The organism is Leifsonia sp. AK011, assembly GCF_013410945.1.
Classification (GTDB): domain Bacteria; phylum Actinomycetota; class Actinomycetes; order Actinomycetales; family Microbacteriaceae; genus Rhodoglobus.
In genome coordinates this window covers 2,900,075-2,918,907 of record NZ_JACCCH010000001.1, presented here as the reverse complement: position 1 = coordinate 2,918,907, position 18,833 = coordinate 2,900,075, and the positions used below count along the sequence as shown (strand labels likewise).

The 18,833-nt window shown below is 68.2% G+C and carries 13 protein-coding genes and 1 tRNA gene; all 14 read left to right on the top strand.

Translation table 11 applies throughout. The features are described 5' to 3' along the window. The first annotated feature begins 95 nt into the window (after nucleotides 1–95). The 14 genes from HDC94_RS14075 to HDC94_RS14010 all read left to right on the top strand — a co-directional run bounded on the left by HDC94_RS14075 (nucleotide 96) and on the right by HDC94_RS14010 (nucleotide 18,714). Nucleotides 96–494: a pyridoxamine 5'-phosphate oxidase family protein gene (locus tag HDC94_RS14075; RefSeq protein WP_179498617.1), complete on the top strand. Its 399-nt coding sequence runs from the start codon at nucleotides 96–98 to the stop codon at nucleotides 492–494. Nucleotides 495–775: 281 nt separating this feature from the next. After that, a complete protein-coding gene (locus HDC94_RS14070) occupies nucleotides 776–7,183 on the top strand; it encodes an immunoglobulin-like domain-containing protein (RefSeq protein ID WP_179498615.1) in 6,408 nt (2,135 codons plus the stop codon). 143 nt (nucleotides 7,184–7,326) lie between these two features. Then, nucleotides 7,327–8,298 (top strand): TadA family conjugal transfer-associated ATPase, encoded by a 972-nt coding sequence (locus HDC94_RS14065; RefSeq protein WP_179498613.1) that lies wholly within the window; start codon nucleotides 7,327–7,329, stop codon nucleotides 8,296–8,298. Continuing rightward, on the top strand, nucleotides 8,295–9,200 hold the full coding sequence (locus HDC94_RS14060; RefSeq protein WP_179498611.1) for a type II secretion system F family protein: 906 nt from the start codon (nucleotides 8,295–8,297) through the stop codon (nucleotides 9,198–9,200). The genes HDC94_RS14065 and HDC94_RS14060 overlap by 4 nt, the downstream gene beginning before the upstream one ends. Nucleotides 9,201–9,287: 87 nt before the next feature. After that, nucleotides 9,288–9,485 (top strand): DUF4244 domain-containing protein, encoded by a 198-nt coding sequence (locus HDC94_RS14055; protein ID WP_179498609.1) that lies wholly within the window; start codon nucleotides 9,288–9,290, stop codon nucleotides 9,483–9,485. After that, nucleotides 9,466–9,807, top strand: coding sequence for a TadE family type IV pilus minor pilin (locus HDC94_RS14050; protein WP_179498607.1), 342 nt, complete (start codon nucleotides 9,466–9,468; stop codon nucleotides 9,805–9,807). The genes HDC94_RS14055 and HDC94_RS14050 overlap by 20 nt, the downstream gene beginning before the upstream one ends. Beyond that, the gene (locus tag HDC94_RS14045) at nucleotides 9,804–10,160 is read left to right on the top strand and encodes an Rv3654c family TadE-like protein (protein ID WP_308495737.1); all 357 of its coding nucleotides are present in this window, start codon (nucleotides 9,804–9,806) and stop codon (nucleotides 10,158–10,160) included. The genes HDC94_RS14050 and HDC94_RS14045 overlap by 4 nt, the downstream gene beginning before the upstream one ends. Before the next feature lie 165 nt (nucleotides 10,161–10,325). Beyond that, a complete protein-coding gene (topA, locus tag HDC94_RS14040) occupies nucleotides 10,326–13,040 on the top strand; it encodes a type I DNA topoisomerase (RefSeq protein WP_179498603.1) in 2,715 nt (904 codons plus the stop codon). After that, nucleotides 13,041–13,661, top strand: a complete 621-nt coding sequence (tmk, locus tag HDC94_RS14035) for a dTMP kinase (protein WP_179498601.1) — start codon at nucleotides 13,041–13,043, stop codon at nucleotides 13,659–13,661. It abuts the gene before it with no gap. A 90-nt stretch (nucleotides 13,662–13,751) separates the two neighbouring features. After that, a complete protein-coding gene (locus HDC94_RS14030; RefSeq protein WP_179498599.1) occupies nucleotides 13,752–14,903 on the top strand; it encodes a DNA polymerase III subunit delta' in 1,152 nt (383 codons plus the stop codon). Further along, nucleotides 14,900–16,429 (top strand): alpha/beta hydrolase, encoded by a 1,530-nt coding sequence (locus tag HDC94_RS14025; RefSeq protein WP_179498597.1) that lies wholly within the window; start codon nucleotides 14,900–14,902, stop codon nucleotides 16,427–16,429. The genes HDC94_RS14030 and HDC94_RS14025 overlap by 4 nt, the downstream gene beginning before the upstream one ends. A gap of 48 nt (nucleotides 16,430–16,477) precedes the next feature. Further along, entirely contained in the window at nucleotides 16,478–17,107 is a 630-nt protein-coding gene (locus HDC94_RS14020) for a TetR family transcriptional regulator (RefSeq protein ID WP_179498595.1), read from the top strand. 80 nt (nucleotides 17,108–17,187) lie between these two features. Further along, nucleotides 17,188–17,263: transfer RNA gene (locus HDC94_RS14015), tRNA-Thr, on the top strand. A gap of 701 nt (nucleotides 17,264–17,964) precedes the next feature. After that, a complete protein-coding gene (locus HDC94_RS14010) occupies nucleotides 17,965–18,714 on the top strand; it encodes a hypothetical protein (protein ID WP_179498593.1) in 750 nt (249 codons plus the stop codon). The last annotated feature ends 119 nt before the right edge of the window (nucleotides 18,715–18,833 follow it).

The window sequence follows — 18,833 nt, the reverse complement described above, 5'->3', positions numbered from 1 at the left end:
CTCGCAAGGGTGGGGTTGCTTCGCGGCACCCCGCGTAGCGTGGCATCCGTGACCGCGTCGCCGTGGTTGTCTGAGCCGAGGGAGATGGGATGCCCATGAGTGACTGGAACGACGTTGTGCCCTATTTCAGCGGGGACGCCATCGTGCATCTCGCGACCATCAACGAGGACGGCAGCCCGCACGCCGTTCCCGTGTGGGTGGGGCCGTACGGCGATGGCCAGCTGACTTTCTTCATGGTGGCCGGATCCCGCAAGGACGACAACCTCCAGCGCGACCCGCGCGCCGCGCTCTCGACCACCGAGAACGGCAACCCGTTCAGCATGGCGACCGTGCGTGGTGAGGTCGTCGCGCGTCTCAGCGGCGAGGCGGCCGTCGAGATCGCGGATCGGCTTGCGCGCACGTACACGGGCAGTGACTATGACATCCGTTCCGGGCTTGTGGCCTACGTTCTGAAGCCGACGGTGGCCTGGGCGCGGGACTACTCGGGGGAGTAACCCCGGAGGTGTCGTCCACCGGCGACAGCGTCGCCGAACATTTTCGTTGTGACAGCAGTTTTGCGGCGAGAACCACAAAAGTTTCGCAGAATTTGAGCGCTCACATTTGCTGGTGGTCGCGCTCCCACGGGGCTCGATGTCCTCGCAGGCAGGGCATGGTTTGTTGACGTGAGCGAGAAATGATCCTGTTGTGAGGCTGGGAATGTTAGCGATAACATCTGGCCCGGCGGTGTGCCCGAGCATCCCGTTGTTGCCCCCTGTACTCACAAAGGAGTGTGTCCATGCTTTCTCGCATCCTCGCTATCGGTGCCGCGCTCGCGGTCGCTGCTGGCGTGCTCATCGCGCCCGTCCCTGCGACGGCGGCTGACGATGGCCTCGTCGCCTGGTACCCGCTGACCGAGACCAGTGGCACCGTTGCCGCCGACGCCTCGGGCAACGGGCGCGACGCCACCGTCGAAGGCTCCGCGACCTGGAACGGTGGCTCCGGCTTCACCCTGAGTGGCGGTGCGTCGAGCAGCGGCAACGCCGTGAAACTGCCGAACAACATCATTGCGGGGCTCTCGTCGATCACGGTCGCACTGGATGTCTGGGTCGACCCCGCGCTGACCGGCAACCACTTCGTGTACAACCTCGGCAACCTCGCGGTCGGGTCTCCCGCCTCCGGTTCCGGCTACCTGTTCACGACGACGACGCCGTATCGGGCGACGATCTCGAACCAGTGGTGGAACAACGAGCAGAACACGAGCAAGGGCTCCAACCTGCAGAAGGGCGTCTGGCGTCACCTCACGTACACGTTGACCGGCGGCACGGGCATCCTCTACGAGGACGGCGTCGAGGTCGCGCGCAACACAGCCGTCACCCGCACGCCCGCCGAGATCGGTAGCGGAACCACCACGCGCAACTACATCGGCCGCTCGGCGTATGCCGCCGACAACTCGTTCCGCGGCATCGTGCGCGACTTCCGCATTTACGACCACGCGCTCGCGGCGAACGAGGTCGGAGCGCTCGCGACTGCCGTGCACCAGCCCACCGTGGACTCGGATGCCACGTGGGTCGAGACCGCACTCGGCGACACCAGCGCGGTCATCACCAACCTCACGCTCCCGGCGACCGGACCCGCGAAGTCGACGATCACGTGGGCCTCGAGCAAGACCGCCGTCATCGCGAACAACGGAACCGTGACCCGCCCGGCAACCTCGACCACGGTGAACCTGACGGCGACGATCACCGCGGGCACAACGAGCACCACGAGGGTCATCGCGGTCACCGTGCCGTCCGTGGCTGACCCCGACCAGGACGCCGTGGATGTCGCGGCCGCCTCGCTCGTGGTCAACAACATCAACGACGTCCGCGGCGACCTCGTGCTGCCCACTTCCGCGAGCGGCAACGTCTCGATCTCGTGGGCCTCGGCGAACACCGCCGTCGTCGCGACCGACGGGCGAGTCAACCGGCCTGCGCACGGCCAGGCGGCCGCCTCGGTTGTCCTCACCGCCACGCTCACGCGCGGCGACGCCTCCACCGTCAAGACCTTCACGGCGGCAGTGCCGGCCCTCCCCGAAGCCGTCGACCCCGAGGCATACATGTTCGCCTACTTCACGGGCGACACGGTGGCCGGCGAGAAGATCTACTTCGGCGCCTCGAACGGCAACGACGCGCGCAACTGGGTCACCCTGAACGGCGCCGCGCCGGTGCTCACCTCCACGAAGGGGACGACCGGCCTTCGGGACCCATTCATCATTCGCTCCCCCGAGGGTGACAAGTTCTACCTCATCGCCACGGACCTCTCGATCGGTGGCGGAACGAGCTGGGACGCATCCCAGCGCAGTGGCAGCCGCTACATCGAGGTCTGGGAGTCGACCGACCTCGTGCACTGGTCCGACCAGCGCCATGCGCTCGTCTCGCCCGAGACCGCGGGCAACACCTGGGCACCCGAGGCCTACTACGACGACGAGCTCGGTGAGTACGTGGTCTTCTGGGCGTCGAAGCTCTACGCCGAGAACGACCCGAACCACACCGGTGGCCAGTACAACCGCATGCTCTACGTGACGACGCGCGACTTCCACACCTTCAGCGATGTGCAGGTCTGGCAGGACACCGGCATCTCCCGCATCGACTCGACTGTGCTGAAGGTGGGTGACACGTACCACCGCTTCACGAAGGACGAGGGTCAGCAGACCGGATGCGTCGACATCATCGAGGAGACATCCACCTCGCTGACCGCCCCGACCACAGAGACCTCCAGCACTGGCACGTGGGCGCTTCAGAAGGCCTGCATCGGCCAGACCGCCGGGACGGGCGGGGTCGAGGGCCCGACGATCTTCAAGGCCAACCCGGGAGACGTCAACGGTGAGAGGTACTACCTTCTCGTGGACGAGTACGGCGGCCGCAAGTACATCCCGCTGTTCTCCCAGCAGCTTGGCGCGAACGCGACCTGGTCGGTGCCCGCGTCGTACTCGCTGCCGTCACCGGCACCCCGCCACGGCACGGTCCTCCCCATCACAGCGGAGGAGCAGGCTCGCCTGTTCGACACCTACCTGCCGGATGCTGTCTCCGCGGACCCGGTGACCGTGCGCACGTCCATCGGCACACCAGCGGAGCTTCCCGCCCGGGTCTCCGTTAACTTTGCCGACGGCTCGAAGCAGGACCTCTCGGTCGAGTGGGACGCGGTCTCTCCCGCCAACTACTACGAGACCGAGGGCACCGTGCAGGTAACCGGTACCGTTGCGGGCTTCGCGATCATCGCGACGGCGACTATCGAGGTGCTGGATGCCAGCGGTCCGCTCATCCTCCACTACGACTTCTCGGATGTCGCGGGCACAACCGTTCCGGACTCGTCTCCGTACAAGAACAACGGAACCATTAAGGGAACGGGTGCGACCGTTACCGGTGACGTGCTCACCCTTCCGGGTGGTGCAGCCAACAGCACCGCGGGCTACGTGCAGCTGCCCACCGGCATGTTCGACGGTCAGAACACGCTGACGATCTCGGCCTGGCTCAAGAACGAGACGGCCGCAGGCAACTACGCGGCACTGTTCTTCGGGTCATCCTCGAATCCGCCGGCGCAGTACTGGCTGCTGAACCCGCGAACCGGTGGCAACCAATTCAAGACGGTCGTCACGAACGGCCTGAACACGGGATCACCCTGGAGCACCGAGTACGGCATCACGCCGACGAACTCGGCCAACGGAATCCAGGGGCCGACAACGTCGAACGCCTGGGGTCTGTACACGACGGTCATCACGTCTAACTCGATCACGGGCTACTTCAACGGCCAGAAGATCGGAACGGTCGCGACCTCACGCACCGTGAGCCAGTTCGGCAACAACCTGGTCGGCTACATCGGCCGGTCAACGTACTCCGACGTCTTCTACAAGGGCGACGTGCGTGATCTCAAGGTGTACACGAGCGCGCTCGGCGACTCCGAGGTTGCCGAGGAGTACTACACGGGCCTCGGTGACACCGCAGCCGTGGATGCAGCGCTCGCGTCCGACGCGGATTCGGTCAACCTCGGCCCCTCGAGGATCATCGGCGACATCACGCTGCCGGCCCGAGGAGCCAAGGGGTCGACGATCACGTGGGTCACGAGTGATGCCGCGTACCTCGCCGCCGACGGCACCGTGACTCGCCCGACCGAGGACGACGCCACCGTCACCCTGACGGCAACGTTCCAGCTTGCCGGTCGCACGACGACGCGTGACTTCGTGTTCACCGTGCTCGCCGACAACCCGCAGAAGGACGTCGACTTCATCGCCGACGGTTTCGATCTCGCCATCACACACGTCTTCGGCAACATCGTGCTGAAGACCGAGGTTGATGGCGCTGCGGTGTCCTGGCAGTCGTCCGATGCCGCAGTCGTGGCACCGGATGGCACGGTCACCCGTGCCGCGGACGAGCGTGCCATCACGCTCACCGCGACCTTCTCGCTGGGCGGAGCAACGGCAACGCGCGAGTACCCCATCACGGTGCTCGCAGCGGATGCCGGTCAGCTCGGCACGTACATCCAGACGGGTGACACCACCCGCACCGATGTACTGCACGTCGCGACATCCGTCGACGGCACGACGTACTCCGCACTGAACAACGGGCGCGGACTGTTCTACCCGACGCTCGGTTCGCAGAAGTTCGGTTCACCCGAGGTCTTCCGCACCCCGGACGGTGAGTTCGGACTCGTCGCCACGCAGAACTCCGCGGGCAACCGCATCTACGTGTACGACTCGACCGACCTCGTGCAGTACACGAACCAGCGCCTGGTCACGTTCGCGCCCTCGGGTGTCAGCGCGACTCGCGTCTCGGTGCGCTACGACAACGGGCGCGCGGCCTATGTGCTCACCTACGTGAACACGACCGACCAGCTCGCGTACACCGTCGAGACGCCGGACTTCGTGACCTTCTCCGCGCCCGTCGCGGCGGCTGCAGGTCCGGCATCGGCGAGCGGCACGTTCCCCGCGGGAGCGATGGAGACGGCGAGCACGGGCCTCACCGCAAGCGAACTGGCTCGCGTGACGTCCAAGCTGAGCCGGGTCGTGAACACGTCCGTCGACGCGTTCACCGACGTCGAGATCACGGAGGGCGGAACGTTCGAGCTGCCGAAGAGCGCCACCGGGCGCTACTCGAGCGGATCGACGTCGAAGCTCCCCGTGGAGTGGAACGCCGACGACCTCGCGGCCGTCGACACCTCAACACCCGGTGTCTACACCGTGTCGGGCACGGTCTCGGCGAAGACGTACTCCGACCCGCTCATCGAGCGTCGCGCCGACCCTGACGTGACCATCGGTGAGGACGGCTGGTACTACTTCACCGCGTCGTACCCTATGACGCGCGCCGACGACCCGAACGGCTACGACCGCGTCGTGCTGCGCCGCGCGCAGACGATCGAGGGCCTGAAGACCGCCGAGGAGGTCACCATCTGGCACGAGAACTCGAGTGCGGAACTCAACCGATTCATCTGGGCTCCCGAGATCGAGAAGATCGGCGACGACTGGTACGTGTTCTTCACGGCCGCTCGTGGTGGGGGAGTCTGGGACATCCGCCCGGCTGTGCTGAAGTACGTCGGTGGCGAGTTCGGTGGCGCCGCAGCCATGAACCCGGACAACTGGGTCAACCTCGGCCAGATGATCCCCCAGGCTGGAGACTCGGCGTTCACCCACTTCTCGCTCGACATGACGTACTTCGAGTCGGGTGGCAAGCACTACGCCATCTGGGCAGAGACCGGGGCGGGTTCGACGCTGCGCATGGCGGAGATCGACCCCGTCGACCCGCGTCGCCTGCTGACGCAGTCGATTCTGCTGTCGGCTCCCGAGTACGCCTGGGAGAAGGCGACCAACGGCGATGCGATCGATGAGGGCCCTGCGGTCATCGTCAACAACGGGCGCATCTATGTGTCGTTCTCGGCATCGTCGGTAGACGACAAGTACTCCGTCGGCCTGCTGTACGCCGAGGAGGGTGCCGACCTCATGGACCCGGCAACGTGGACCAAGGTGGGTTACCCCGTGCTGACGTCGGCGGATGTTCCCGGCCAGGTCGGACCCGGTCACAACTCGTTCACCGTGGACGAGCTCGGCAACCCCGTGATCGTGTTCCACTCGCGCACCGCGAACGACACGTCGCTCCCGGGTGAGGCAACGGATGCCGGACTCTTCGATCCGCGTCGCCACACCCGCGCGGCGACCATCCACTGGGATGTCGACGGGATGCCCGTCTTCACCCTCACGGAGTCCGAGCAACTCGACCCCGCCAACGCCGAGACGCAGATCCGCGTTGTGGTGACGACGGAGCCGACTGGCGAGGTGACGAAGGACCGCGTCGCCGGTGAGAACCGCTTCGCGACGGCCGTGAATATCTCGCAGGAGTCCTACCCCGACTCCGCGCCCGTGGTGTACATCGCGAACGGTCAGAACTACCCGGATGCGCTGTCGGCGGGTCCTGCGGCGGCGTTCGAGGGCGGTCCGCTGCTGCTCGTGTCACCGAGCTCGCTGCCCGCGGACGTGGCGGCCGAGATCGAGCGGTTGAACCCGGCGAAGATCGTGGTGGTCGGCGGCCTTCCGTCGGTCGGTGCCTCGGTCTACGCGGAGCTGGAGACGATGGCCGACGAGATCGTGCGTCTCGGTGGAGCCAACCGCTTCGAGACGTCGCGGATGCTGGCGGACTACGCGTTCGGTGATGCCGGGGCAACGCTTGCCTACCTGTCGACGGGAACCAAGTTCCCTGACGCGCTGGCCGCGGGCGGTGCCGCCGGAGCGAACGATGCGCCGGTGATCCTCGTGGACGGCGCCGGAACCAGCATCGGCACGGAGACAGTCGACCTCTTGGCCGCTCTCGGGGTGACCGATACGCGGGTCCTGGGTGACACCAACTCGGTCTCGGAGGCGGTCTTCGAGAGCGCTGACGCTGTCACGAACGCGGTGCGCCTCGCCGGTGCCGACCGTTATGCGACGGCGCGAGCCATCAATGCTGACGCGTTCGAGTCGGCTGACCGGGCGTTCCTCGCGACGGGGGCCACCTTCCCCGACGCGCTCGCCGGGTCTGCCTGGGCTGGCAAGGAGGGCGCCCCGATGTTCTCGGTGCGCACTGAGTGTGTGCCGCAGGGAGTGCTCGACGACCTCGAGGCGCTGGGCGTGACCCACGTGACGCTCCTCGGTGGCCTCCCCTCCCTGAGCGAGGCCGTGGAGAACCTCACACCCTGCTCGTGATCTAGGTACGGATGCAACGGGGCCAGCGGTTCACGCCGCTGGCCCCGTTCGTCGCGCCCTCCCCAGTTTGTGGTTCTGGAACGTCGTCCACGACTTCGCTGGCCGCACCTCGGGTGCCAGCGCGCGCTGTCTAGCGTCGGTCCATGAGCTTTGTGGTTCGGGCCCCAGGTGAGGCAGAACCCCCGCCGGGGAGGATGGTGGGCGCTGACTTCGGGGCGCTGGCGAGCGTTCTGCGCGACCCTGCCGTGACCGACGTATTCGTCAATGGACGCGGGGGTGTGTGGGTCGATCGCGGAGCTGGAGCAGTGCGACATCGGCCCGATCTAAGCGAGGCCGACGCGCGCGAGCTTGCGGTACGGCTGATTGCGGCGGGTGGGCGGCATGTCGACGAGGCATCCCCCATGGTCGATGTTCGCCTCGGTGACGGCGTGCGCGTCCACGCGGTCCTGCCGCCGATCGCGACGGCGGGCACCTACCTCTCGATCCGCCTGCCCAGGCTTGAGCGGCCGAGCCTCGAGCACCTCGAGGGCGCGGGGTTCTTCGCGGAAGGGGACGCGGGCGTGGTGCGGGGGCTCGTGGCATCCCGCGCGAATCTGCTGATCACGGGTGCTGGCGGATCCGGCAAGACGACATTTCTCGCGGCTCTGCTCGGGGCAGCGTCGCCGGGCGAACGCATCGTCGTGATCGAGGATGTCGCGGAGCTGCGTATCGAGCATCCGCACGTCGTGACGCTCGAGGCCCGCCAACCCAATCTCGAAGGCGCCGGGGAGGTGACGCTGCCGAGGCTCGTCCGAGAGGCGCTGCGCATGCGCCCCGACCGACTCGTGCTGGGGGAGTGCCGCGGTGCGGAGGTGCGCGACCTGCTCTCCGCCCTCAACACCGGCCACGATGGCGGGGCGGGCACCCTCCACGCGAACTCGATCTCGGACGTGCCCGCTCGCCTTGAGGCACTCGGAGCGCTCGCCGGACTCGACGCGATCGCCGTCGCGCGGCAGGCGGCCAGCGCCATCGGTGCGGTGCTGCATCTCGAACGGGACGCTGGCGGTCGACGGCTGGGAGGCGCCGGGCGGCTCGTGATCGACGAACGGGATCGCCTGGCCGTGGTGCCGCTGTGAAGGAACCGGGCGACGCGGGAATCAGCGGGGCGGCCCGGGTTGCGCAGCGGCTCGCGGTGCTGCTGGCAGCTGGAGTTGCCCCGGGTGCCGCGTGGCGGTTCGTCGCCGAGACCTCGGGCAACGCGGTGGTTGCGTCGGCCGTGGGCACCCACGACGTGGCCGAGGCGCTGGTGGCGGCATCCGCCGGTTTGCCAGCGAACGAACGCGCAGCCTGGCGTGGGCTCGCCGCAGCGTGGAGCGTGGCGACGGATGCCGGGGCTCCCCTCGCGGGAGCGCTCCGCGACTACGCCCGCTCGCTGCGGTCGCTCGCCGACGCCGCACGCGACGCACAGGTCGCGCTCGCGGGCCCGAGGGCGACCGCACGCGTGGTGCTCGTGCTGCCGTTCGTCGGGCTGGTATTCGGCTCGCTGCTCGGGTTCGGCACGATCGAGGTGCTGTTCGGCTCACCCATCGGGTGGACCCTCCTGGTGGTCGGGGTGGGGTTGATCGTGGTTGCGCGGGCGTGGAACCGGCGGCTCGTGGCATCCGCGCTCACGCGCGATGTGACGCCGGGCCTCGCCTGCGAACTCACCGCTGTTGCGGTGTCGGGTGGCGGGTCACTCGAGCGCGCGAAGGCGGCCACGGCCGAGGCGCTTCGGCGGTTCGAGTTGCCGGAGGATTCGGGCGGGATCGACGGTGTGCTCGCTCTCTCGACGCGCGCGGGCGTGCCCGCCGCCGAGCTGCTCAGGGCCGAAGCCGAGGAACAGCGCAGGGACGCCCGAGCTGAGGCCCAGGCCGCGGCCGCTGCGCTCGGGGTGCGCCTCATGCTGCCGCTCGGCCTGTGCGTGCTCCCGGCGTTCCTCGTACTCGGGGTCGCGCCGCTGCTGGTGGCCGTCCTGTCCTCCACCGTCTCATCGTTCTGACGGCAGTCCGCCGGATGCCGCAATCGCCGCCCTCGCCGAGGCGTGATCGAACAGACTGGAGGAGCTCGGGCCAGAAAGGATGCAGTGATGTTCCGAGCTCGAACGACATTCCCGACCTTCGTGCGGCGACTGTGGCAGGAGGAGGACGGCGCCGCGACCGCCGAGTACGCCATCGCCACGTTGGCCGCGGTCGGCTTCGCGGGTCTCCTCGTGGTGATCCTCCGGTCGGAGGAGGTGCGGGGCATGCTCACCGACGTGGTGCGTCATGCGCTCTCGATTCCGTGACGCGGTGCACGGCGAACGGGGCAGCATCACAGCGGAGTTCGCGATCGCACTGCCGACCGTCATGGTTGTGCTCGCGCTGTGCCTCGGGGGTATCGCGGTGGCGGGAGCGCAGATCCGCGTGCAGGATGCCGCGGCAGCGGCCGCCCGTGCTGCGGGCCGCGGCGACGGGGTCGGCATCGCGGCGCAGGTGGCACCGGGCGCGAGCGTCTCCCAATGGGCGCAGGGAGAGCTCGTGTGCGTCACCGTGAGCGCGACCGCAGCCCTCGGCCCCGCGGGTATCCCGCTCGCGGCGTCGAGCTGCGCGCTGGGTGGAGGCAAGTGATCTCGCTGGTCTCCGAGCGCGGATCCGGCACGGTGCTCGCCGTCGGTCTCACCGCCGCCGTCGCGGTCGTGGCGGCCGCCGTGCTTCCGCTCAGCCAGGTGCTCGTGGCCAGGGCCCAGGCGGCGGGAGCCGCGGATGCCGCAGCCCTTGCGGCGGCGGATGTCGCATCCGGTCGCCACGCCGGATACCCCTGCGAACTCGCGGCAGAGGTGGCCGCCACGAACGGCACCGCACTGCAGTCGTGCGAGGTCGACGGGCTCGTCGTCACGGTGGGCGTGAGCCGCGGCATCCTCGGGTTCACGGTGGGTGCGAGGGCCACCGCGGGGCCGCCGCAGGACGGGCGCCGCACCTGAGTTCCGCCCGTCGGTGCATCCCCGCCGCACCTCGGTTCTGCTGGTCGGTGCGTCCCCGCCGCACCTCTTAACTACCGACAGAATGAGGAGTCACCCGGGTGAGTGTGTGTATGGTGTCGCTGACGCCCCCATCTGGGCCCGTCATCGCTGAAAACAAGGAGTACCGTGACCACCAAGCTCGTCATCGTCGAGTCGCCGACCAAGGCGAAGACGATCGCCCAGTACCTGGGCGAGGGCTATGAGGTGCTCTCGTCGGTCGGTCACATCCGTGACCTCATCGAGCCGAAGAACCTGCCGCCGGAGCTCAAGAAGGGCCCGCTCGGCAAGTTCTCGATCGACGTCGAGAACGACTTCAAGCCCTACTACGTGGTCTCGGATGCCAAGAAGAAGACGGTCGCCGAACTCAAGCGAGCACTCAAGGGCGCCGACGAGCTCTACCTCGCCACTGATGAGGACCGCGAGGGCGAAGCCATCGCGTGGCACCTGCTCGAGGAGCTCAAGCCGAAGGTTCCCGTGCACCGCATGGTGTTCCACGAGATCACCAAGGACGCGATCCAGTACGCCCGCGACCACACCCGGCAGATCGACACCGCACTCGTCGATGCACAGGAGACCCGTCGCATCCTCGACCGCCTCTACGGCTACGAGGTCTCGCCTGTGCTCTGGCGCAAGGTCGGCCCCGGGCTCTCCGCCGGCCGTGTGCAGTCCGCCGCCACCCGCCTCGTCGTCGACCGTGAGCGCGAGCGTCTCGCCTTCGTCACCGCCGCCTACTGGGACCTGCTCGCCGGTCTCACCCCCGACACCGAGAAGAACCGCTTCGAGTCGCGACTCGTTCGCATCAACGGCAAGCGCGTCGCCGCCGGACGTGACTTCGACGACCGCGGCAAGCTCAAGGGAGACGCCGTCGCCCTCGACGAGACCGCAGCACAGGCCCTCGCCGATGCACTGCGGCAGCCGGGCATCCCGATCGTCGTCAGCAACCTCGAGTCGAAGCCCTACACGCGCCGCCCCGCAGCGCCCTTCACCACGTCGACGCTGCAGCAGGAGGCCGGCCGCAAGCTGCGTTTCTCCGCACGCCAGACGATGAGCGTCGCGCAGTCGCTCTACGAGAACGGCTACATCACCTACATGCGTACCGACTCGCCGTCGCTCAGCCAGCAGGCGATCGACGCGGCGCGCAAACAGGCCAAGGCTCTCTACGGCGCCGAGACCGTGCCAGACTCACCGCGCCTGTACACGGGCAAGTCCAAGAACGCCCAGGAGGCCCACGAGGCCATCCGCCCGTCCGGCGACACCTTCCGCACACCGAGCGAGCTCTCCAGCGTGCTCCGCGGCAACGACTTCAAGCTCTACGACCTCATCTGGAAGCGCACCGTCGCCTCCCAGATGGCGGATGCCAAGGGCTCCACCGCCTCCGTCACCATCACCGGCACCACCAAGGACTCCGTCGCGGAGTTCGTGGCCACCGGAACCGTGATCACCTTCCGCGGTTTCATGCAGGCCTACGAGGAGAGCAAGGACGAGGAGCGCAACGAGCCGGCCGAGGCCGCCGCAGAGGCCGAGGCGAAACTGCCGCCGCTCACCGTCGGCCAGGAGCTGACGGTCGTGGATATGGAGGCCAAGGGCCACGAGACATCCCCGCCCCCGCGCTACACCGAGGCGAGCCTCGTCAAGCAGCTCGAGGAACTAGGCATCGGCCGCCCGTCGACGTACGCGAGCATCATCTCCACGATCATCGACCGCGGCTACGTCACGCCCCGCGGCCAGGCACTCGTGCCCAACTGGATCGCCTTCAGTGTCGTGCGGCTGCTCGAGCAGTACTTCGCCGAACTCGTGGAGTACGGCTTCACTGCCGGCATGGAGGACGACCTCGACCGCATCGCCGGGGGAGAGGCCGACCGCGTCGAGTGGCTCACCGGCTTCTACTTCGGCAATGCCGACCACCGCGGCCTGCGCGGTGTCATCGACAACCTCGGGGAGATCGACGCGCGCGAGATCAACTCGATCCGGATCGCCGACGACATCACCCTCCGCATCGGCAAGTACGGACCGTACCTCGAGGCGCCGAGCGACGACCCGGAGACCCCGCGTCGCGTCAACATCCCGCAGGAGCTCGCCCCCGACGAGCTGACCGCCGAGAAGGCGCGCGAGCTCATCGAGGCCCCCGTCGTGACCGACCGCGTGATCGGCGTCAACCCCGACAACGGCAAGGAGATCGTCGCGAAGGACGGCCGCTTCGGCCCCTACGTGACAGAGCTCGAGCCGGAGGTTCCCGAGGAGGCGCCCGTCGAGGTCATCGACCCGAAGACCGGCGAGGTGAAGGTCAAGAAGCCCAAGAAGGTCGTGGCACCCAAGCCCCGCACCGCCTCGCTCTTCAAGACCATGGACCTCGCGAGCATCGACCTCGACACCGCCCTCAAGCTGCTCTCGCTTCCCCGCGTCGTGGGAGCCGACCCGGAGACGGGCGCCGAGATCACCGCGCAGAACGGACGATTCGGCCCGTACCTCAAGAAGGGCACCGACAGCCGGTCCCTCACGAGTGAGGACCAGATCTTCGACATCGACCTTCCTGGTGCGCTCGAGATCTTCGCGCAGCCGAAGTACGGCGGGCGCGCGGCATCCAGTGCCCTCAAGGAATTCGAGCAGCCCGACCCGGTGAGCGAGAAGGCCATCAAGATCAAGGACGGCCGCTTCGGCCCCTATGTGACGGATGGCACGACCAACGCCACCATCCCGCGTGGCGAGGTCATCGAGGAGATCGACTACGACCGCGCCGTGCAGCTGCTCGCCGACAAGCGCGCCAAGGGACCGGCCAAGCCGAAGGCGAAGCCCGCGGCCCGCAAGCCCGCCGCCAAGCGCGCACCGGCCAAGAAGAAGTAGATGCCAGGGCTCTTCATCACCTTCGAGGGCGGCGACGGGTCGGGCAAGTCCACCCAGTCCGCCCTGCTCGTCGAGTGGCTCCAGGCGTTGGGTCACGGCGTTGTCGTCTCCCGCGAACCCGGCGGAACGGATGTCGGGCTCGAACTGCGCCAGCTCGTGCTCCACTGGCGCGGCGAGATCGCACCCAGGGCCGAGGCACTCATCTACGCTGCCGACCGCGCGCACAACATCGCCACCAAGGTGCGCCCGGCGCTCGAGCGCGGCGAGATCGTCGTGCAGGATCGCTACCTCGACTCCTCGGTCGCCTATCAGGGTGCCGGCCGCGTGCTGGGAGCTCAGGAGGTGCGCGACCTGTCGCTGTGGGCCACGGACGGACTGCTGCCCGACCTCACGGTGCTCCTCGACCTGCGTGAGGGCAGCGACCGGCTTGCCGATCGCACCCTCTACGACCGGCTCGAGGCCGCGGGGGATGACTTCCACGCGCGCGTGAGCGAGGCCTACCTCGAACTCGCCGCAGCCGAGCCGGAGCGCTTCCTCGTGCTCGACGCACGCGACACCATCGAGAACATCGCCTCAGCCATCCGTTCGCGGGTGGAGACGTTGCTCCGCCCCGCTCCCTGAGGAGCGTCCGGAGGGCGCGTCTCGGAGGTCACTGCGCGGCCCCTGTGCGCTCCCAGCCGCGCCGTCAGGCGGCTCGATTAGGGTTATGCCATGGCGTTGTGGGACGAGTTGACCGGGCAGGCCGACGCCATCGCGATCGTCGAGGCCGCGGCATCCCACGACGAGAGCTCGGCCATGACCCACTCGTGGCTCATCACGGGGCCACCCGGGTCCGGCCGCTCCAACCTCGCCTACGCGTTCGCCGCCGCCCTGCTGGGTGGGGATGAAGCGACCCAGCGCCAAGTCGCAGCCCGCACGCATCCCGACCTCGGGGTGCTCAGCACCGATCGCGTGATCATCTCGATCGACGAGGTGCGCCAGCTCGTCGCGGCCTCCCAGTTCTCTCCCTCGGTGGGCCGCTTCCGCGTCATGGTCATCGAGGATGCCGACCGCATGGCCGAGCGCACCTCCAACGTTCTCCTCAAGGCCCTTGAGGAGCCCCCACCCCGCACCGTGTGGATCCTATGCGCCCCGAGCGAGGCTGACCTCATCCCCACCATCCGGTCCCGCGTGCGCAGCGTGCGCCTGCGGGTGCCGGACGTCGACGAGGTGGCCGCACTGCTCGTGCGCCGTGACGGCGTCGACCCGGATCTCGCGGCCAATGCCGCGCGTCAGGCCCAGTCCCACATCGGCATGGCCCACCGTCTCGCCACCAACGCGGAGGCGCGCGAACGCCGCGCCCGCACGCTCGAGACGGCACTCGGCATCCACCGCGTCTCGGACGCCGTCTTCGCGGCTGCCACGCTCCTCGAGCTGGCGAAGGCCGATGCCGAGGCGATCACCACGGAACGGGACGCGGAGGAGCGGGACTCCGCACTTCGCTCGCTCGGTGTGGAGCCCGGCGGCACGGTGCCGGCGAACCTCCGCGCGCAAATCAAGAACCTCGAAGACGACCAGAAGCGCCGGGCGACACGCAGCCTGCGCGACGGCATCGACCGCATCCTCGTCGACCTGCTCTCGCTCTACCGCGACATCCTGCTCGTGCAGCTCGGCGTCGACAGCGAGCCCGTCAACCGCGACATCATCGATCGGGTCAGGGAGGCCGCCGCGCTCGCCGGCCCCGAACGCACCCTCGCGACGATGGATGCCATCGCCGTTGCCCGTCGCAGGATCGACTCCAACGTTGCCCCGGCCCTCGCGCTCGAGGCCATGCTCGTGAGCGCCACCCGAACGACAGCCACCCGAACGCCGGAGCGTGGATGAAACGACTGATCCGGGTCGCGGCCGTTGCCGCTGCCCTCTCGCTGGCCCTCACCGGCTGTGTCTCGTGGTTCGAGCCGCCGCAGGTGAGCGCCACCTCCTCGCCGACCGGCGAGACCGTGCCGGCGGACCTCGAGCGCTTCTACGCGCAGCAGATCGTGTGGGACCCCTGCGGTGACGGCCTGCAGTGCGCCACCGCGATCGCACCGGTGAACTGGGATGACCCGGCAGCTGGCGACATCGAGCTTGCGCTCGTACGCCAGCCCGCGACATCCGGCAACCCCATCGGGTCGCTCCTGGTGAACCCGGGCGGCCCGGGTGGTTCGGGGTACGACTTCATCCGGGACAGCCTCGACTACGCGACCGACACGGAGCTCCAGGCGAACTTCGACGTCGTCGGGTTCGATCCCCGGGGCGTCAACCGGTCGACGCCGGTGACCTGCTACGACGACCCGTCGGAGCTCGACTCCTACCTCTACGGGATCCCGCCGGGCGAGCCGGGCAGCGACGAATGGCTGGAAGCGGCATCCACGGCGACCCGCGACCTCGGCCAGCGCTGCCTCGACCTCACCGGACCGTTGCTCGGCTACGTCGACACCCCGAGCGCCGCGCGCGACATGGATATGCTGAGGGCCGCCCTCGGCGACGAGAAGCTGAACTTCCTCGGATACTCGTACGGCACCCTCCTCGGCCAGGTGTACGCGAATCTCTTCCCCGACCGCGCCGGCCGCCTCGTGCTGGACGGTGCCGTCGATCCGAACGCGACCGAGTTCGAGAAGACGGCGACGCAGGCGAAGGGCTTCGAGAGTGCGCTCCGGGCGTTCCTGGAGGACTGCGACACGTCAGCCGACTGCCCGTTCACGGGCAGCGTCGACAGCTCGATGCAGAAGGTTCGCGACCTGCTCGACTCGCTGGATGCCAGCCCCCTGCTCGCCTCGGATGGGCGCCAGCTCGGCAGCGCGACCATGTTCACGGCGATCATCCTCCCGCTCTACAACCAGAACAACTGGGTGTACTTGCGTGAGGTCTTCACCGACGTGTTCGCGGGCGACCCGGAGTACGCGTTCCAGCTCGCCGACAACTACAACGGGCGCAACCCCGATGGCACCTACCGCGACAACCAGACCGAGGCGTTCATCAGCATCAACTGCCTCGACGAGCACGGCGATCCGACCGCCGACGAGATGCGCCAGGAGGCCGCGGAGCTGCGGGAGCTGGCTCCGGTGTTCGGCCCGCAGATGTCGTGGGGCGGAACGGGATGCCCGAACTGGCCGGTGCCGGCAACCTTCGCCCGCGGCCCCATCGTGGCACCCGGGTCGCCCGACATCCTTGTGCTGGGTACCACCAACGACCCCGCGACCCCCTACGAGTGGGCGGTGACCGTCGCTGGCACCCTCGAGAACGGGCATCTCGTGACCTACGAGGGGGAGGGGCACACCGCCTACAACAAGTCGAACGACTGCGTGAACTCGGTGGTGGATGCTTTCCTCATCGACGGCACCGTGCCCGACCGTGATCCGAAGTGTTAGCCGAAAGTCGTGAGCCGATAATTTTGCGCACTGTGCAAGAATAGGACTATGACCGCTCCCGACACGATCGAACCGGGCCTGCGCGAGCGCAAGCGCCAGGCGACGCGTCGTGCCATCCAATTGGCGGCGATCGACCTCGTGGCGGAGAACGGCCTCGAGGGCACGACGGTGGATGAGATCAGTCGCCGGGCGGATGTCTCGCCCCGCACGTTCTTCAACTACTTCCCCTCCAAGGAGGCGGCGATCATCGGGGATCACCCGGAGCTGCCCGAGGGGACGCCCGTGGAGGAGTTTGTGGCCGCGGGCCCCGCTGAGCCTCTCATGACCGGCATCGCCAAGCTCATCACGAACACGATCATCCTCGACGGCCACGACCAGGAACTCATGGTGCGTCGCAAGGGTGTGCTCGGTGAGTACCCGCACCTCTTCGCGATGCGCATGGCCAACATGCGTCGTGTGGAGGAGGAGCTCGCATCGGTCATCGCGCGCCGGCTGGCTGCGGATGACGCGACCCTCGCCGCGCGCCCCGACGAGCTCGACAGCCGTGCCCACCTCGCCGCCTATGTGGCGTTCGCTGCGATGCGGCACGCCTGGCGCCAGTGGGCGACCGGGGGTGCGCCGTCGATCGCCGACAACATCGCGGAGAGCTTCGGCCAGCTCGACACGGTACTGGTCTGAGCCGGTAGGAATCCCGCGTTCCGCGCGCGCCCGTTCTTCGGCTAAGCTTTCATGCTGTGCCTCGGCCAGTCCGCAGGTATGCCGCCCTAGCTCAGTCGGCAGAGCATCTCACTCGTAATGAGAAGGTCAAGGGTTCGATTCCCTTGGGCGGCTCCAAAGAGAAATGGTGTCGCCTCCGGCGGCACCATTTCTCTTTGCAGTCGCCCAAATGACTCCGAACCCGCGTGGGCGCGCTGGCGGCACAGTAGGGGAGTCGATCTAGAGCCGACCCCCGCGCGGGCATCGCCCGCGCGCACCAGCACCACCCTCACGTGCACACGCCCCGCGCGCACCAGCACCACCCTCGCACCAAAACGCCCCGATATATCACCCCACCCTAAACCCGCGCAACCCCCCTCCCGGCAGGTCGCGTTTTTGTACCCCAAATGTGCCCCAGTTGTCCGCATAAATGCTGACAGGCTGAGCCATTTGTACCCCCACTTCGTGGGTGAACACCCCCGTCATGGGCCCTTAGTCCCTTGCCATCCCTCGCGACCCGGCTTAGCTTGTTCGTCAGAGGGCACCACATTCGGGGTAGGTGCTCGCAGTGTATGGGGGTACACGGCATGGGACGTTTTGGCATCCTTACTGGGCTCCTCGTTTCGGGAGCCCTGACGCTGTCCCTTGTCGGTGGAGGCGGGTTCGGGAATTTCTTTGTTCCCGGTGTAGCGGGTTCGGGTCCCGCTACCCCGTCGTCCACCGCAACCTCGACATCTTCCACTGCGGCTGGTGTCGTCTCGGCCGCCAGCGTTCCGACCGTTTCGACGGTGGAGCCGGCTGAGGCACCCCTGGCCTGGACCGTCGCGGAGGCTCCCGCCGTGGCATCCGAAGACTCCTCTAGCGAGGCCCCGGTCGCGTCCGCACCTGTCGAGCCGCGCTCGGAGGGCACCGCAGACACCTCGACTGGCGAGTTCGACGCTGGCGCGGCCGCTCTCGACTTCGCCGAGGCGACGACGGCGTCCGAGGCAACGACGTCCCCGTGGGATGCCGCGGTCAAGCACATCGCGCCCAACGAGGTCTCCCCGGCCTACCTGAGCACCGACCCTGAGACCATCGCCCGCGTGCAGGCCCTCTCCGCGCAGGGCAAGTCGTGCCCCGCGCTCGGCACGTACACGACGTCGGGAGCGCCGAGCAAGCGCTCCGCCCAGGGTGTCGCCGGAACGACGACCGCCGACCTCATTTCGTTCGCCGACCAGTACAACCTCATCCGGTACCAGAACTGCCTGCCACCGGTGACCCGCTTCGTGTACGACTCCTGCATGGAGGCCCGCCTGTTCTGGATGGCGGAGTCGCCCAGCCCGGACCCGCTGGACGCCTGGGGCCACATCGGCTCGACTCGCATTGACGGTGTGCCGAGTGTCGGCTGCGACGGCAACCTCGCGGGAGGCACCGCCAACACCGGCGCCACCGTCGCGACCAAGTGGTGGCAGTCGCTCTCCCACCGCGCCTCGCTGTACCGCCCGCCGAACTCCACGGCCGGCGTGTGTGTCGCCCTCGCGATGACCCACGGCGGCATCGACGAGCCGACCTCGTTCACGCGGGCGGCCGCGAGCTGGCGCAGCTGCTGAGCGGTCGGGCACACTCCCCGGGCTTTCCCTCAGGAGCCCGCGTATCGCCCCCGGGCTGTCCCTTGGGGAGCCCGCGTATCGCCCCCGGGCTCTCCCTCGGGGAGCCCGCGTATCATTGA

What these genes read in the sequence shown, in the direction of transcription:
- HDC94_RS14075 (WP_179498617.1), top strand. Translation starts at nt 96, where the DNA reads ATGAGTGACTGGAACGACGTTGTGCCCTATTTCAGCGGGGACGCCATC.
- HDC94_RS14070 (WP_179498615.1), top strand. Translation starts at nt 776, where the DNA reads ATGCTTTCTCGCATCCTCGCTATCGGTGCCGCGCTCGCGGTCGCTGCT.
- HDC94_RS14065 (WP_179498613.1), top strand. Translation starts at nt 7,327, where the DNA reads ATGAGCTTTGTGGTTCGGGCCCCAGGTGAGGCAGAACCCCCGCCGGGG.
- HDC94_RS14055 (WP_179498609.1), top strand. Translation starts at nt 9,288, where the DNA reads ATGTTCCGAGCTCGAACGACATTCCCGACCTTCGTGCGGCGACTGTGG.
- HDC94_RS14050 (WP_179498607.1), top strand. Translation starts at nt 9,466, where the DNA reads ATGCGCTCTCGATTCCGTGACGCGGTGCACGGCGAACGGGGCAGCATC.
- tmk (WP_179498601.1), top strand. Translation starts at nt 13,041, where the DNA reads ATGCCAGGGCTCTTCATCACCTTCGAGGGCGGCGACGGGTCGGGCAAG.
- HDC94_RS14030 (WP_179498599.1), top strand. Translation starts at nt 13,752, where the DNA reads ATGGCGTTGTGGGACGAGTTGACCGGGCAGGCCGACGCCATCGCGATC.
- HDC94_RS14025 (WP_179498597.1), top strand. Translation starts at nt 14,900, where the DNA reads ATGAAACGACTGATCCGGGTCGCGGCCGTTGCCGCTGCCCTCTCGCTG.
- HDC94_RS14020 (WP_179498595.1), top strand. Translation starts at nt 16,478, where the DNA reads ATGACCGCTCCCGACACGATCGAACCGGGCCTGCGCGAGCGCAAGCGC.